Here is a 15,305-nt window from a genome sequence, read left to right on the forward strand (position 1 = left end):
GGTAGGAGCGAGGAGAGTGAACAAATTGAAATTAGAAAGATTTCGCAAAATAATAGGTATTTGTCTCCTTGTTTCTTTAGTTTTTATTGGATGTTTTAAACCGCTTCGGACGTTTATTTCATCCCCGAAGCAGATTGTTGTCTTTGAAGGACAACAATCAGAAATAGCTTCATTATCAGTATTTAAAGCTTCATCTACAGATCGTCATGTGTTTACAGTGAGTTCAAATGAACAAAAACAAGGACTTATGGTAAATTCTCATCAAAATGGTGAAGCGGATATGGTGTTTCAACTTGCTGGTTTTCCAGTAAAAAAAGTAAATGTGAAAGTATTGAAAGATTTCAAAGTTATTCCAGGTGGGCAATCAATTGGTGTGAAGTTAAACACAAAAGGGGTACTTGTTGTAGGCCATCATTTAATTCAAACTGAAAAAGGGAAAGTATCTCCTGGTGAAACAGCTGGTGTGCAAATTGGAGATATGATTACTGAAATTAATGGTAAAACAATTGAAAAAATGAGTGATGTAGCACCATTTATTCATAGTAGTGGTGAAACAGGTGAACCGCTTAATCTTGTTTTGTTAAGAGATGGAAAATACATCCGCACTAAGTTAACACCACAAAAAGACAGTGGTGAATCGTCTTATCGTATCGGTTTATATATTCGTGATTCGGCAGCTGGAATCGGAACAATGACATTTGTTCATCCTGATTCCATGAAATATGGGGCACTTGGTCATGTCATTTCTGATAACGATACGAAAAAGCCGATTCAAGTCGAAGATGGACAAATTATGCGTTCAACGGTTACATCAATTGAAAGAGGTAGTCATGGGAATCCAGGAGAGAAATTAGCAAGGTTCTCACCAGATCGTGAAGTGATTGGTAATATTACAATAAATAGTCCATTTGGTATTTTTGGGAAATTGAATACAAATATGACAAATGGCGTAATGGATAAAGCAATGCCTATTGCATTATCTCATCAAGTAAAAGAGGGACCGGCAAAAATATTAACAGTTATTGATCAAGATAAAGTGGAAGCGTTTGATATTGAAGTTGTTAGTACAGTACCGCAAAAGTTTCCGGCTACAAAAGGTATGGTAATAAAAGTAACAGACAAACGTTTATTAGCGAAGACGGGTGGTATCGTACAAGGAATGAGCGGAAGTCCAATTGTACAAAACGGGAAAGTAATTGGTGCTGTTACACATGTATTCGTAAATGATCCGACATCAGGATATGGTGTTCATATTGAATGGATGTTACATGAGGCTGGAATTAACATTTATGATCAAGAAAGAAAAGCGAGCTAATTATTTAATTAGCTCGCTTTTCTGTTGAAAAATTCGTTGAAATTTTGTAAAAGCTCCGCAAGAGGTGTTTTTTGTTGTAAAATAAAAGAAAAGGGTTGAACGTTTCGTTGTATTTCTATGATGGAATGTGTTGCGAAAGGGAATAAATGGACGATAAACATATTTTTTTGTGATTTTATCGGAAAGTAACAAACTTTAAAAGGGAATTTTCACACAATTGTCGAACAATTCATGTAGCCTAGAAGGATACACATGTCGGAGAATCGATTCGGTAAGGGAGGAAAAGCTGTGGAGAAAATTAAAGTATGTCTTGTGGATGATAATAAAGAATTAGTATCAATGCTAGAGAGTTATGTAGCTGCTCAAGATGATATGGAAGTAATCGGTACTGCTTATAATGGTCAAGAGTGTTTAAATTTATTAACAGATAAGCAGCCGGATGTACTTGTTTTAGACATTATTATGCCACATTTAGATGGGTTAGCTGTATTAGAGAAAATGCGACATATTGAAAGGCTAAGACAGCCTAGCGTAATTATGTTGACAGCATTTGGACAAGAAGATGTGACGAAAAAAGCAGTTGACTTAGGTGCTTCTTATTTCATATTAAAACCATTTGATATGGAGAATTTAACGAGTCATATTCGTCAAGTGAGCGGTAAGGCGAACGCTACCATTAAACGTCCACTTCCATCTTTCCGTTCAGCAACGACAATAGATGGAAAACCGAAAAACTTAGATGCGAGCATTACGAGTATCATTCATGAAATTGGTGTGCCTGCTCATATTAAAGGGTATATGTACTTAAGAGAAGCAATCTCTATGGTGTACAACGATATCGAATTACTTGGATCTATTACGAAAGTATTGTATCCAGATATTGCAAAGAAATATAATACAACAGCAAGCCGTGTCGAGCGTGCAATCCGTCACGCAATTGAAGTAGCATGGAGTCGTGGGAATATTGATTCTATTTCGTCCTTATTTGGTTATACAGTATCCATGTCAAAAGCAAAACCTACGAATTCCGAGTTCATCGCAATGGTTGCGGATAAGCTAAGACTTGAACATAAGGCTAGCTGATCGTTGATATAATAGTATCTGACGCGAATTTAACGTTAAAGATCGTTGAGCAATAAATATCTTTTCTGACCGATAAATAACTTGGTCAAAAGGCGATAAACGCCGTCTTTCGGTAGTTTTTATAAACTATTGAGAGGCGGTGTTTTTTGTTGTCCGAATTTAATTTTCAGATTGAAAACTTTATGTTGTATTGTACATCGAAGAATTTGTCCGTCAAGACATTGCGAAGTTATGAGCAGACGTTAAAGTTATTTTCGGCGTATATGCAAAAAGAATTTGGTATTAATGAGGTCGATAAGGTTAAATCGGCCCATATACGTCATTATATAAAATATTTAAGAGAACGTGGGAAATATACGGTTGCAGTTAACGAAAAGTCTACGGCAGTTAATTTTCCGCATAAACGTGAAGATTATAGTAAGCCAATTAGCTCGACAACAATTGCTAACTATATTCGAAACATAAAAGTATTCTTTAATTATTTGTACGAAGTAGAGCGAGAAATACGCAAGAATCCAGTCGAGGCAATAGAGAACATAAAACCAACTCGCAAGCAGAAACCGCTATTGTCAAAAGAAGAATTACTAAACGTAATAGGAACATTTGATAATACGACTTTTCACGGTTATAGAGATTGGTTAATAACACGATTAATATTAGACACTGGAATGCGAATCGGAGAATGTTTGTCGCTTACACCAGACACTTTAGATTTTAAAACAAAGTCTATTCTTATTGAAAATCCAAAGAACAGCCAACAACGTTATGTGTATTTTTCCTTCAAGGTGTCGAGGGATTTAAAGAGTTGGCTACTATATCGGGATCGCTATTCAAATAGTGTCTATCTGTTCCCAACGATAAGAGGGACTAAATTAGAAATACGTAACTTCGAGAGATCGCTTAGAACAGCTGGCAAGAAGGTCGGGGTAGATATACACCCACACCAATTACGAAATAACTTCGCGAAGTATTATTTGCTAAACGGAGGAGATTTTGTAACTTTATCGCGTATTCTAGGTCATTCAAGTGTAGAAGTAACGCAAAAAGCGTATTTAGATTTTACAGACGGTGAGATAGGGCAAAAGTATCAACGACATTCACCGTTAAGCCATTTAGATATTTAATAAAAAAGAAAAAGTCCCCAGCGGCAACTGGAGACTCGAAACATTCACGTATAACTAAATAACGGACATTCCGTGTACCTAGCACTTGTATTATACCATTTTTGAAAAATGGATAGCAAGGGGCTTACTTAGTTATTGTCTATTATAGACGTAATGAGGCGCTAGGTTACGGTTTTCCAAACGAGGAACGACCTAACACTCGTAAAACTTGAACAGGTGAGCCTAGCCGATGTCGGAAAATAAGGCGTAGACACACATTAAGCGTTCCCTGTTGCGTTTGTGTCTAGTCTAGGCGAGGACTGCCATAAAAGGTCTGGACGGTTGCTTGGCGTGTTACGGCACGGGTAGCGACGACCATGGAAAGGCGTAATTAGGTTACGAGTAATTGAGGATAACGTCAGTAGTACGATTCCTTCCCTAAGTTTTTCCGCAAGTAGGACAAGCATTACTTGTAGAAAGTTCGTTGTGGGTGAAAACCGACGTTCCAACAGGGTGTATACTACACGGATACCTTAACCCGATAGACCATGGAAGTGACAATGAGCGTCTACTTTATGTCGCTTTAACTATCTGTTTTAGCGATGTAAGGTAGTCATTCTCTGTCCTAGCCGTTGTCCTTACCGCTCATCCCATGATGAAGGACAGAGCGACCAAGTCAAGCGGAAAATACGAAATATATAACGAAGGGAATCGATAAATATGGGCGGTACGGTAACGAAAGATAAATCGACAGGTAAATGGATGTTTGGTTTCGATAATACGAAGGACCCGATGACTGGGAAGCGGAGGCAAATCCGTAGAAGGGGATTCAAAACGAGACGTGAAGCCCACGATGCTATGGTGAAGTTAAAAGCGGAAATATTAGGCGGTGAGCATTCGGATTTATCGAAACTATCGTACGCTACGTTTGTGGATGAGTGGATGAAAGAGCGATCATTTCATTTACAAGAGTCTACTTACGAAATTCACAAAATGTATTTAGAAAACGTAATTAAACCGAGGATAGGGCATTTTCAATTAAGGCAGATTGAACCGATACATATGCAGAAGTTTGTTAACGATTTAGTTATTGATGTGGGTTATGCTCCGGCTACCGTTCATATTATTTTTAGGATAGTGAGCGCCTCTTTACGAAAAGCTAAAATTTTAAGATTAATAAGGGATAATCCTACGATAGGGATTACGCTACCAAAAATGAGGAGAAAACCGGAAATAAACGTATGGAGCTTAGAACAAGTTAATTATTTTATTGATGAGTCGAAGAAAGTTCAACGACTTACTAGATGTTATATTGTATTCGTAATTGCGCTATTAACAGGTATGAGACAAGGTGAAATCATGGGGTTACGTTGGAAAGATATCGATTTTCAGAATCAAATCATATACGTAAGACAAACGTTAACCCAGACCGCTAAAATTAAATTTGGCGCTAAAAATAACGCAAGTGTACGTAATGTGCATTTTCCAGCGAAATTAATAGAAGAACTAAAGTTGCACAAAAAACGAATAGTCGAAGAGAAGAAGTACTATCAACGAGATTACCGGGATCATGGCTTAGTAATATGTACACGTGATGGTCGACCGATGCTACCACGTAATTTGCGAAAAGAATTCTATAACCTAATCGAAAAACTTGACCTACCTAAAATACGTTTTCACGACTTACGTCACACGCACGCAACGATGCTGATACAACAAAACGTTAATGTAAAGCTGATATCAGAACGATTGGGGCATACGGATATACAGACAACGCTTAATACATATAGTCACGTACTACCAACGATGCAGCGTGAGGTGGCGGATAAGTTAGATGAGATGTTTGGGTGAAGGAAGTTTTATAATTATTTATAAAACCCTACTTACTTTTTATTAATATAAAAAGGTTAGCCTCCTATAACGGAGTTACTTATAGAAATAGCCGCTATCTCAAGCGGCTGTGATCATTATTTGATAGAGTTAGAAATTATTTTGCTGTTACATTAAATATAAATTATACTTCTACAAAATCAGGGAATTGATTTAAATATTTAATTGCTAATCTAATTACGGTATTACAATAAACTGTGTGCATTTGTTTATCTTCATTTTCATAAGTAAACGATGGGATTAATTGTTGAATATGATCAGCAACTTCTTGAATAAATAATGGTCGATCATCGTCTTTACTTTTTTCCCTTTGTAGATAATATGGTTCTGTATAGTCAGGATATGCGTAATGAGAAATAAAAATCAAAAATGATATATATACATAGCGCTTAATGTCTTTTTCGAATTCAAATATGTAATTATAGTATCTTTCCCATTTCTCAATAAGTATTTCTGTAAACCTCAAGAATGTTCTAGGGTTATGAAAATTAAGTTGACTAGCTAAAAGTTCTGCGACCGTGTTATATGAACGTTTAATGTTATAATCACCAGGGTCATTTCTCCTTTTATAATCATCAGATAATTCGTAACAGTAAAAACTAGGGGATTGTTTGGAGCTATATACAAAATAAGATTCATTTAAATAAAAGTACGCTAATATAGCCTCTTCTAATGCATTATTTGATTTATTATGAAAATCTAAATGTTCTAAGATGAAATTTTGAGAAAGTGTTCTAATTTGATACTTTGTATTAATCAAATATCTTCTTTGAAAAATCTTTTGTAAGTAATATTCTGGTTTGCTTATTCCCTCTTTTTTTAATGCGTCGAATACTACCTCTTGATCCATTGCTACTACAAAAAATAATCCTGGTAAGTCTAGGTTGGACTTTATCATTTGAAAAATAGTAATGACTTCTTCAGGGAATAATCTATCTAATTCATCAATCATAATGACAATTTTTCGTTCGTCTTCCCTAACGGTATCTTCCATTACTTGGCTTAATTCATGTTTTCTTTTTGATAAAGGCTTATCGAATATTAAATCACCAATTCCTTGCACTGTCTCCCCTGTAACATTCGCCATGGTGGTAGCCGCTGCAGGAGTAACTCCGTTTAAATAAGCTGTAGCAAACGTTGCTGCTTTCGTTAGGGGAGACACTACTTTCTCTGCGTACTTAAAAAATTTATCTTTAGCTTTATGGAAATTTCCTTCGCCCATAGCATAGTATATTTCTTCAAATAAATTCTTGATTAGTTCTTCACGTTCAGAAACCATCCAAGGATTAAAACGTACTGTTATACATTTCCCTTTATCTAAATTAGTTGCTATAAAATTTAACATTGTTGACTTTCCAGCGCCCCACGAACCGTTTATAGAAAGGCAGTACGGTAGTTTAGGAGAGAAGTCGTTGATAAATTCTGCAATTTCTTCAGCCTTCTCTTTAAATCCAAGCTTATCCCTATCTGTATCATCTAATGGTAAATATTGCAATTCTTTCATCGTGTCTCTCCACCTTATATAGTAAAATTATCCAATTAATATTTTATCATATAATATATACTTCCACATCAAGGAAAAATAGCCGCTATCTTAAGCGGCTTTAATCGTAATCTGCTAGATTCAGAAATTACTTTACTGTTACGAATTCATTTACAAGCTTAGCTCTACCTTCTTTTGGATATGCGTGTCTTTCTAGAAATTCTTGATGCCACGTTCTATCCTGGACGTTTAAATCCTCTATTTTATAGCCTAAATAAGCATTAAATTTATCCCGATTCAATTCGATTCTATGAACTAATCCTTTATACGGAATACTGATTGAAACGTTATCTAAAAACGAAAACTGGCGTAGTAGGCGAGCACTTTCTTGAGTTAGTATTTTATTAATCTTGTCGCCTGTTTCGAAGTATTCTTCGTATGCTTTAGCATCATTACCCGTTTTTTCATTTAGTGCAACGTATTCTTCGAAAGAATTAACGTATTGAATGTTGATATTTTTAGAATCCTCGCTTATAGATACTTCCTTTAGAAAAGGGCTTCCTTGTATATTATTTATGTACAAACGTAATGCGGGATGTCCTTGTGTAGCATCGATTACCCACGTTTTCCCTATCTTTTTTGATAGTACATCACCTTTTGCGCATAGATTTTTTATGTATCCAGGCGATAAGTTCCATAAAACTGCAGCTTCTTCAACTCCGATTACTTTATCTAAAATCATTTAAATCCTCCTTAGAGTGCGTTATCGCACATTTTTATTGTTATTTATATATTAACATGCGTTATCGCATCTGTAAAGTTTTAAATGTATGTACACTATTAATGATTGAAGGAGGACGATAGTGACTACCGCTAACTAAGCGAAGTGTAAAAGTTAAGGGAGGACGAAGGTGCTCGGTAAGAGAACGGAGGAAAGACAGACGTTAAGTTTAAGTTAAAATAACGAGATAACTTACTGATAAAACGGAGGAGGAATTACGATTGAGAGTTAGGGGAAGGGGACGAAAGTGGACGCAGGTTATCGTTGATCTGTGACGTTAAATTTCCGGTGACTACAGAGAGGCAAAAATGAGTGACGTCAAATAGTGTGAAAAAGTTGTAACGTAAAGAAGTTGTTTTTTTGTGCGCGATAAATGAGTCAAAAAACATTTTGTAAAAAATGAACGAAAAAAGTTTTCCAAAAGATGAGCGAAAAATGGTACGTAGGAAGTGCGCTGAAAATGACGCGAAAAAATGTGCTCAAAACAGTTGTAAGTAAACGGAGAGTTAGTTATAATGAAATTAACGAAAATTCACCTCCTTATATTATGACTTTTAGGTTGACAATAGTCTTACAATTCTGTAGCATAAGACAGTCCGCCAGGGGATATAATGTGAAAAGTAGGGAATAATATAAAAAAAAGAAGCCCTTTAGTGTTGAGAGCACTAAAAGAGCTTTTGGGTAAAACGTAAAGTATTACTTCTTATTGTTGTTTTGAATCATACCTAGAACAACTAAAAACACAGCACAAGTAGCAGAAACAGTGAGTGGATCCATTTTTATCACCACCTTTTATTTTATAAGCTTAGCGCGTATTGAGAGTACGAAGCTAGGCTTTTTGTCGTATGCTTGTATTATAACCGATTAATTTTTTCAAGGCTAGAGTATTTGTATGTTTTTCCATAAAAATCTTAAGATTTATTTTTGTCCTTTTTAAAAGCTATAATGAGGTGCTAGCCCGTTGAGCTAATGGATTGTACTTATGGTATCAATGGTTACAGTGCGACTTTATTCGGACAGGCTTACGTATGTTAACGAAACTTAACAAATAAGCGTACTCTCACCGTTATACACTACATTACATGTTACCAGTCGCACACTCGTGATGCACGTCCACCTCTCGAAATCCACCCTTCACACCGATCGTAAGAACTTGTTTATGCACGTTCTTATGCAATGTACAACGACATGCAAGCCGCTACAAACGTTGATACTACGCATGCATAAAATAAGTAACGGATAAATGAACGATAATAATTGTACAAACGTTGATATAATAACGTTTTGAATCGTAATTGAATGTAACAAAAGATGATTCTGTTACATTGGATATTCGGAAAAATGTATAAAATATGCGAAATTGAATAAGGGGCGGGGGCGTCTTTTTGGTGGCCCGGCGACCAGGCGTGGGAAGAATTGACGAATCAAACTTTTTATCTCGGACTTGAAATCATCAGTATACTCGTTATGTTTTCTACGTTATAGTTCTTTCCTATGTATTTGTATCACTCCGTATATACGTACTTAATTTCGCTGATATTTATCTAGGAAAAACGACCTTAAAACGTAAAATATGTATGCTAATTAGTAAATTCGAGAGGCAATACGTACTACATTACGGCTAGTGATGCGTATGTGAACGTGTGTTAAGTAGACGAAGAAAAGACCGCCCGTAATAGGCGGTCGATTTTTTATTTTTTGGTAATTAGAATCAGTTCTTACTCATTCATGAGTTTCAGGCTCTATAAGAGCGGGGATAGGTAACGAATTTTTTCTGTCGGTTTCTAATTGAGCACCAAGTATATCGGTTGCACCGGTTAAAAAGCTCATTAAATCGTGCATACTTTCTTTTAAATTTGATAGGCAAATGGATTCTCGATCCTCGCCTAAATTTTCTAGTTGTTCAATCGGTAAAGTTCCTTCTTTCGCCTGTTTACTATTGGGCTTTGCAAGTGGGTAACGGAAAGTAAAAGACTCAGGATCGATTTCTACAAATTCTTTTATATAGTTATCAATTTGCTCTATCTTACCTTCACCATGTTCCTCTATATCCTTTTTGAATAATTGATTAATAATAATTGTTACTTTATCCCAAAGTTTATCTACCTTATGACCAAATTTATTCATTATTTCTAATGCGTCCTTTGTAGTATTGGTTTTTAAACTTTCATCAAGTAATAATATTTGTTTTAGCTTTAATTCTAAAGCTTGACGATATGAAAAGATAATAGGATAGACTAATCGATCTCCTTTGTGTGCATGATGATTTGCAATTGAGTTATCTATCAGGCAGTCAGCCGCATCCATATATCCTTTTGAGTACAAGTCCCATCTTGTGTGGTAATAATGGCTGTGAGGAACCCATGTAATCCATGCATTTGATTCAAAAGGCCCTTCTTTAAATAATTTTCTATTTTCCATTGGAATGCACCCCTTATTATTTCACTAGTTTATCCATTACGGCTTTATACTTATTAAACTCTTCGTCCTTCATGTCGCCATTCATTTGTAAAAGGAAGTTACCTTTTGCGTATGTATGCGAAAATAGCATAGGGGCTGAGTTTCCTAATTCATCGTAATACTTCTTCGCCTTCTCTAAGTCTTCTTTTTTAGTAATCTCGAATAATCTACCGCCTTTATCTTCGCCAAGTGCCGGTACTACAATACGTTTCCCTTCTTTGCGCATATTACCGAACTCTTTTTGAGGTAGATCAGTTGGACTTTCCGCTTCTAGCCCAGCGTTTTTAAATTCGGTAATAATAGAATCTACCGTTGCCTTCGTTTCTTTCTTTTCTTTTTTCGCTTCTTGCTTCGGTTCAGCGGATGACTTTTCGCCGCCACTACTACACGCGGTTAAAGAAGCTAATGATAAACATAACGCCCCAACAATCAATGTCTTTTTCAAAGTGAACCCTCCCTAAAATACATTACGCATTTAATTATAACAATAAATGTATATATTTTCCTAGTGATATTCAAATTCGAAAAGGTTCATTTTAGATCAAATATGTTATATCGTCGTTTTTCTCCATAAAAAAGAACGCTATTATTTAGTAGCGTCCTCCTCATCTTCTACGATTAGTAATAATTCATTCATATCGGTAATATTTAATTTATCTGCGATCTTCTCTAGCACTTCTTTCGGGTATCTTTTCATTTTTCCGCTCGTTAGTTCACTTATTGTTCTTGTAGATAATCCATTATCATCATCGATTAAATCCTTCTGACCCATACCACGAGATTTTAATATGTCACGCAGCTTAACTTCTATTCTTTTTGCCACTATGTATCACCTCTTGTCTATATTATATAGTCTAAGTAGAATTACGTAAAATGTAATTTTAGGGTTGACAGTTACGGTAAACGTAATTTATGATATAGACATCAGTTACGGTAAACGTAATTAAGGGAGGAGAAATGAGAAAATGCAATTCCAAAATATTGAAGAGATAAAGATAAATATCACGGTGGAGAACGGAGATGGATCGAAAGTAACGTTTGCTGAGAAAGCCTTTAAAATCACGGATAAGCACGTTCTATCTATATATGAGGACGGAATTTCAATCGAAGAGTTCACTTATGGTAGCAATGACGAAATTATTCTTGGCGATACGGTATTAGACTTACAAGGGGATTTAGACGAAAGCTTGGTCGATATTACTCAAATTGGAAATATGAGCGCACTTGATTTTCTTTTAGCGCTTGCATCGATTAAAAAGGATATCCACTAAGGGAGGCGTTGAGCATGTTCGCAAAGCTAAACGATTACTTCGGGCTTGAAACGTTGTCTGATCGTATCTACTACTACGGAGTCTTTGGTGCAGGTGTTACGTTATACGCTATCGATATGTTCATAGCGTTTATTTTATAAAATCTCGAAAAGGTGAGTCGTCAGATTCGTCCGTTATAGGCAGGCGGATGAATCAACGATCTAAGTAATGCGTTAAGGTGGCATGGAGGTGTGAGACGGTAAACTCGCAGTTGTGTGTGACTTTTCGGCATTGGCCTATAAATAAAAGGGGGAAACAGAAGTGGAGAAAATAACGGTTAATTTTCATTATCAAGACGTAGATGGATTAAAGGAATTACAATATGAAGCGTATTTATTATCGGATTCAGTATATTACGAGGTTAACAAGGAAAGTATTACGTTCCGAGAAATACCTTTGTATGAACGCGGTAAAAAGGATTTGACAATTTACGACTCAGATAGCTATAGAGTGGTCGAAATTTATTGTAAAGCAGAAATCAAAAATATTCACGAAATGAGCGCCGTTGAATTCATTGAAGCGGTACTAGAAGGACAGAATTAAACCAGCGGCAACTGGTCAGAAAACAAACCCGGATAAGATGAAGACAAAAACAACGACGGCAATTTTATATATAGAACGGAAAAAGAAAACACGCGCAGCCTATACGCGTGTTTTTTTACGTTTATTTAATCGAAAAGTGAGCGACGGAGGAATCACACGCGGCTTTGTTAGTATAACCGAAAATTTTATCGAGTTTTTGTGCGCGGCGAGGGACTCACAGGCGTCATATAGAGTGGAGGGATAAAACGTCATAAAAAAATTTGCGGAAAAGTGTGCGGTTTTATTATCTCGCGCATCAAAGTAAGTAGGGGGATTTTTCACTTTTGAAAGGAGCAGCTAAATTGGATAGAAACGCAGCTAAACAACTAAGGGAAGAAATCCAAGTAGAAACAAAACACGAAAAGATGGAGTGTCAGCTAAAGGAAGCAATCGTCGAGTATACAGAGGGAGAGCAAACGATTGATGAAGCGATGTATTCGTTATTACACAAATCGAGTCAACTAAGGGCAAGGTTACGGCGGAAATCAAAGAAATTTATATCCGAAAATTTCGATATACAGGCACGATACGAAGTCGACGATATATACAGCTTATTAACCGAAGAACTTTGGAAATTCGTCGCAGAAAGTCGAAGTCGCTTCGAGGAAATAATGAGTTACTTGGCCGTACTTGATTATCGTTGTGACTTGCGGCTTATACAATTCAAACGGAGATTCCTAGCAAATAAACGGAGGGGGGAGCGACTAACTTATCCGAAAAAAGAGGACGTTCTAGATTATGTAGAACTACAGGCAATCGCAAACGGAAATTATACGGTAAGTACATTTAGAAGTAGCAATAAGGATGATGAGAAAGAAGATGAAAAGGCACAAACGAAGAAACCGAATCGCCGCAAATACCTTGTGACTGGTTATGAAGAAACATTCGAGGATCATGTGCTAGTAAATCAAATGTTAGAAGCGCCAGGGCTTAGTGAGGAAGAACGCCGATTAATACAGTATTTATACCGTAGCCCAGACGCTTCGTTATCTGAAATAGCGGTAGATTGCGGTTATACAAGTAAAAAGGCGGCCAGTCGTGCCATACAACGAATCGCCCGCCATCTTAACTATCTTATACGTTATTAACTATGCATTACTATGGTTTATTAAGGCATGGGACGGCGGTTAGGTATTATTTCCGTTCTTATATTCCTTACGTATTTATAGGTTGCAGAAAGTATTGAAGTCGTGCGCCTAAAATGAAAAAAATAATAAAAATTTGGGGGAATTATCAATGAAAACAAAATGCATTCTATCTTTACGATTGGCAAGAAAATTATTAGCTAATGGTTTCCAACTAATAGACATTGAGCAATCCAAAAAGATACCAGGCACTTTAGTTTTCGTATTCGAACATACAGAAGCACTAGAGAATGAATTATCAAAGCTAGGAAAATAGTAAAACCACATCTGAAACAGCTAAAAGGGGCGATTAAATGCGAGCTACTAAAACCGCTGAAAAAACGTTAAGTGACACTGAAATTACAAAAAAGGTCACATCATTTTACTATACGAATCAAAAAGTAAAATCGGCAGAGGAACGGATACGGCTTGTAGAGTCGTTTTTATCAGAGGAATTACTAGTAAACGAGGGCGATACGCCTGAACGATATGGAAAGGTATATATGCGACATCCAGTGATATATCGCAAGAGTTTCTCTAGGAATTTTAGCGTATTAGAGATATTAGCGGAGTTTATTATGCAGCCGAAACAGTATGGTAAAAACGGCGAGAGAAATAAGGAGTATCCAGTTAGCGGGGTAGAACGTGAACATAATAAGTTACAGCGACAGAAAGAAAAGGAAGTCCCTATCTTGTTTGATATCGACGAGAAAGAAACCTATGGGTACGGTGTTCATGAGAGTGAATTAGTTCGAAAATAAATTAAATATTTTTCGATTTAATACTGATATTTTGGGGTGCTAAATTCCATACATAAGTAGAGACGTTTACTACCCGCACCAGTAGACGCCCCTTCTATTTATCTATTAAGCGACAATCATAGATTATTAGTGATATTTCTAGATTAGTAAGGAGGTTTTGAAGTGGATAATGAACTATTTCGAGATTTACGTGCCTATCTCGGCCTTACTCAACGGGAGTTTGCAGGTAGATTAAAGGTACATCGTAGCACGATAGGAAATATTGAATGTGGACTACTACCATTAAGCGATGGAATTAGAATGCGAGCGTTTAGAGCGTTTGATATAGATGCAGAAATGTTAGAAAAGCTGAAACAATATAGAAAACTTTCGATGTAAGGCGGTGGGGTTTTGGAAGAGGTATTAATCCATGTACACAAAGGGAATCACACGATTTATACGACCACCGGACGCATTATCTCCGAAGGGATATTTGAGGAGGACAAGCCGGCAGAATCGAATCCGAATGAAGAAGAGGACGAAGAAAATTATGAGTAAATTACGCCTTATAAGGCGTTTCACATAAAACATTTAGGAGGAATTAAATTATGAAGGAATATGTTGATATTTATATGCTGGTAAGTGAGACTATCGATGGGAATTATTCGCAAGCAGGAAAGATTTATGCATTTACTGAAGATCGAGCGAAAGAGCTGATTAAAGAGGGCAAGGGGAAGGAACCGTATGATTACATGTTAAATTATTGGTGTGAAAAATCGGAACGATTATTAGAAGATTTTCAAAAAGAAAGAGATGTTATTCGAGAGAGCGATCGATTAACTGAAACAGCGAAAGCTGAGGATGTACAAGCCTTGATTGAAAAGTACGATAGTCAATTCGCTACAATTCAACGTCTGTATGAAGAAGAGATTAAAGATCGATTAGAGGAAGCGAAAAAAGAAGCGGGTATCTCAGCGTTAAAGGAACAAACTCAATTTGATTCCGATAAGGTAAGAAGAGAAGCGGGAATTATTGCGTCCGATGTGATTATGACAACCTCTTTAAAAGAAGCTATTACCTATCTCGAAGGAAAATTGGAATTTATTGATAAAGAAGTGGCTAGAGAACTGTTATCTCAGTTTACTACTATCAAGACGCATCTAGATAGCTTAAAGTCAGAAAGTACAGTCGATAGAGTGATGGCAAGTACGCGAATTCGAAGTGTGTACGACGATTTAAAGCGAGCATCTTCTGGTGAAGCGCAAGTAGAAATTGACTCCAAGGTTGGATTATATACGGCTTTAAATGATCACCGAAATGATATTGCTTGGGAATGGCGAAGAAAAAAGCTTTTTATGGGAAGAAGATAACATAAAATTAAATATTTTTACTGATTTAGCACCTGCGCACAAAGCGTGGGTGCTTTTTCTATAT

18 protein-coding genes are annotated in these 15,305 nt (G+C 36.4%); 13 read left to right on the plus strand and 5 right to left on the minus strand.

Annotated features, from left to right (window positions below; translation table 11 throughout):
- Nucleotides 1–16 precede the first annotated feature (16 nt).
- The 4 genes from spoIVB to QCI44_RS06610 all read left to right on the plus strand — a co-directional run bounded on the left by spoIVB (nucleotide 17) and on the right by QCI44_RS06610 (nucleotide 5,352).
- Nucleotides 17–1,315 carry a SpoIVB peptidase gene (gene spoIVB, locus QCI44_RS06595; protein WP_016086332.1) on the plus strand — a complete coding sequence of 433 codons (1,299 nt, stop codon included), beginning with the start codon at nucleotides 17–19 and terminating at the stop codon, nucleotides 1,313–1,315.
- A gap of 288 nt (nucleotides 1,316–1,603) precedes the next feature.
- Nucleotides 1,604–2,398: a sporulation transcription factor Spo0A gene (spo0A, locus tag QCI44_RS06600; RefSeq protein ID WP_000411416.1), complete on the plus strand. Its 795-nt coding sequence runs from the start codon at nucleotides 1,604–1,606 to the stop codon at nucleotides 2,396–2,398.
- Nucleotides 2,399–2,547: 149 nt separating this feature from the next.
- Nucleotides 2,548–3,522, plus strand: coding sequence for a tyrosine-type recombinase/integrase (locus QCI44_RS06605; protein ID WP_442866163.1), 975 nt, complete (start codon nucleotides 2,548–2,550; stop codon nucleotides 3,520–3,522).
- Nucleotides 3,523–4,221: 699 nt separating this feature from the next.
- Nucleotides 4,222–5,352 (plus strand): site-specific integrase, encoded by a 1,131-nt coding sequence (locus QCI44_RS06610; protein WP_353811044.1) that lies wholly within the window; start codon nucleotides 4,222–4,224, stop codon nucleotides 5,350–5,352.
- Nucleotides 5,353–5,515: 163 nt separating this feature from the next.
- Here QCI44_RS06610 and QCI44_RS06615 read toward each other — a convergent pair whose 3' ends face one another.
- The 5 genes from QCI44_RS06615 to QCI44_RS06635 form a co-directional block, all read right to left on the minus strand.
- A complete protein-coding gene (locus QCI44_RS06615; protein WP_353811045.1) occupies nucleotides 5,516–6,895 on the minus strand; it encodes a KAP family P-loop NTPase fold protein in 1,380 nt (459 codons plus the stop codon).
- Between the two features lie 127 nt (nucleotides 6,896–7,022).
- Nucleotides 7,023–7,616, minus strand: coding sequence for a helix-turn-helix domain-containing protein (locus QCI44_RS06620; RefSeq protein WP_353811046.1), 594 nt, complete (start codon nucleotides 7,614–7,616; stop codon nucleotides 7,023–7,025).
- A gap of 1,761 nt (nucleotides 7,617–9,377) precedes the next feature.
- Complete coding sequence (locus QCI44_RS06625; protein WP_353811047.1) at nucleotides 9,378–10,076, minus strand: hypothetical protein; 699 nt, start codon at nucleotides 10,074–10,076, stop codon at nucleotides 9,378–9,380.
- A gap of 16 nt (nucleotides 10,077–10,092) precedes the next feature.
- Nucleotides 10,093–10,560, minus strand: coding sequence for a stress protein (locus QCI44_RS06630; protein ID WP_483299557.1), 468 nt, complete (start codon nucleotides 10,558–10,560; stop codon nucleotides 10,093–10,095).
- A gap of 141 nt (nucleotides 10,561–10,701) precedes the next feature.
- Nucleotides 10,702–10,938, minus strand: a complete 237-nt coding sequence (locus tag QCI44_RS06635; RefSeq protein WP_353811048.1) for a helix-turn-helix domain-containing protein — start codon at nucleotides 10,936–10,938, stop codon at nucleotides 10,702–10,704.
- 142 nt (nucleotides 10,939–11,080) lie between these two features.
- Here QCI44_RS06635 and QCI44_RS06640 point away from each other — a divergent pair, with 142 nt between their 5' ends.
- From QCI44_RS06640 to QCI44_RS06680, 9 genes are all read left to right on the plus strand, one after another.
- Nucleotides 11,081–11,386: a hypothetical protein gene (locus QCI44_RS06640; RefSeq protein ID WP_353811049.1), complete on the plus strand. Its 306-nt coding sequence runs from the start codon at nucleotides 11,081–11,083 to the stop codon at nucleotides 11,384–11,386.
- Nucleotides 11,387–11,400: 14 nt separating this feature from the next.
- Nucleotides 11,401–11,526 (plus strand): DUF3961 domain-containing protein, encoded by a 126-nt coding sequence (locus QCI44_RS06645; RefSeq protein WP_353811050.1) that lies wholly within the window; start codon nucleotides 11,401–11,403, stop codon nucleotides 11,524–11,526.
- A gap of 160 nt (nucleotides 11,527–11,686) precedes the next feature.
- Nucleotides 11,687–11,968, plus strand: coding sequence for a hypothetical protein (locus QCI44_RS06650; RefSeq protein ID WP_353811051.1), 282 nt, complete (start codon nucleotides 11,687–11,689; stop codon nucleotides 11,966–11,968).
- Between the two features lie 323 nt (nucleotides 11,969–12,291).
- Complete coding sequence (locus QCI44_RS06655; protein WP_353811052.1) at nucleotides 12,292–13,095, plus strand: hypothetical protein; 804 nt, start codon at nucleotides 12,292–12,294, stop codon at nucleotides 13,093–13,095.
- A 148-nt stretch (nucleotides 13,096–13,243) separates the two neighbouring features.
- The gene (locus QCI44_RS06660) at nucleotides 13,244–13,408 is read left to right on the plus strand and encodes a DUF5659 domain-containing protein (RefSeq protein ID WP_353811053.1); all 165 of its coding nucleotides are present in this window, start codon (nucleotides 13,244–13,246) and stop codon (nucleotides 13,406–13,408) included.
- A gap of 37 nt (nucleotides 13,409–13,445) precedes the next feature.
- A complete protein-coding gene (locus tag QCI44_RS06665; RefSeq protein ID WP_353811054.1) occupies nucleotides 13,446–13,892 on the plus strand; it encodes a hypothetical protein in 447 nt (148 codons plus the stop codon).
- A 162-nt stretch (nucleotides 13,893–14,054) separates the two neighbouring features.
- Nucleotides 14,055–14,270, plus strand: a complete 216-nt coding sequence (locus QCI44_RS06670) for a helix-turn-helix domain-containing protein (protein ID WP_353811055.1) — start codon at nucleotides 14,055–14,057, stop codon at nucleotides 14,268–14,270.
- A 12-nt stretch (nucleotides 14,271–14,282) separates the two neighbouring features.
- On the plus strand, nucleotides 14,283–14,429 hold the full coding sequence (locus QCI44_RS06675; RefSeq protein ID WP_353811056.1) for a hypothetical protein: 147 nt from the start codon (nucleotides 14,283–14,285) through the stop codon (nucleotides 14,427–14,429).
- A 50-nt stretch (nucleotides 14,430–14,479) separates the two neighbouring features.
- Nucleotides 14,480–15,241 (plus strand): hypothetical protein, encoded by a 762-nt coding sequence (locus tag QCI44_RS06680; RefSeq protein ID WP_353811057.1) that lies wholly within the window; start codon nucleotides 14,480–14,482, stop codon nucleotides 15,239–15,241.
- Nucleotides 15,242–15,305: the final 64 nt, after the last annotated feature.

The sequence above is a fragment of the Bacillus cereus group sp. RP37 genome, from assembly GCF_040459695.1.
Classification (GTDB): Bacteria; Bacillota; Bacilli; order Bacillales; family Bacillaceae_G; genus Bacillus_A.

Coding starts and splice junctions, on each gene's coding strand:
- QCI44_RS06680 (WP_353811057.1), top strand. CDS start 14,480: ATGAAGGAATATGTTGATATTTATATGCTGGTAAGTGAGACTATCGAT.
- QCI44_RS06610 (WP_353811044.1), top strand. CDS start 4,222: ATGGGCGGTACGGTAACGAAAGATAAATCGACAGGTAAATGGATGTTT.
- QCI44_RS06660 (WP_353811053.1), top strand. CDS start 13,244: ATGAAAACAAAATGCATTCTATCTTTACGATTGGCAAGAAAATTATTA.
- QCI44_RS06645 (WP_353811050.1), top strand. CDS start 11,401: ATGTTCGCAAAGCTAAACGATTACTTCGGGCTTGAAACGTTGTCTGAT.
- QCI44_RS06625 (WP_353811047.1), bottom strand. CDS start 10,076: ATGGAAAATAGAAAATTATTTAAAGAAGGGCCTTTTGAATCAAATGCA.
- QCI44_RS06620 (WP_353811046.1), bottom strand. CDS start 7,616: ATGATTTTAGATAAAGTAATCGGAGTTGAAGAAGCTGCAGTTTTATGG.
- QCI44_RS06640 (WP_353811049.1), top strand. CDS start 11,081: ATGCAATTCCAAAATATTGAAGAGATAAAGATAAATATCACGGTGGAG.
- QCI44_RS06665 (WP_353811054.1), top strand. CDS start 13,446: ATGCGAGCTACTAAAACCGCTGAAAAAACGTTAAGTGACACTGAAATT.
- QCI44_RS06615 (WP_353811045.1), bottom strand. CDS start 6,895: ATGAAAGAATTGCAATATTTACCATTAGATGATACAGATAGGGATAAG.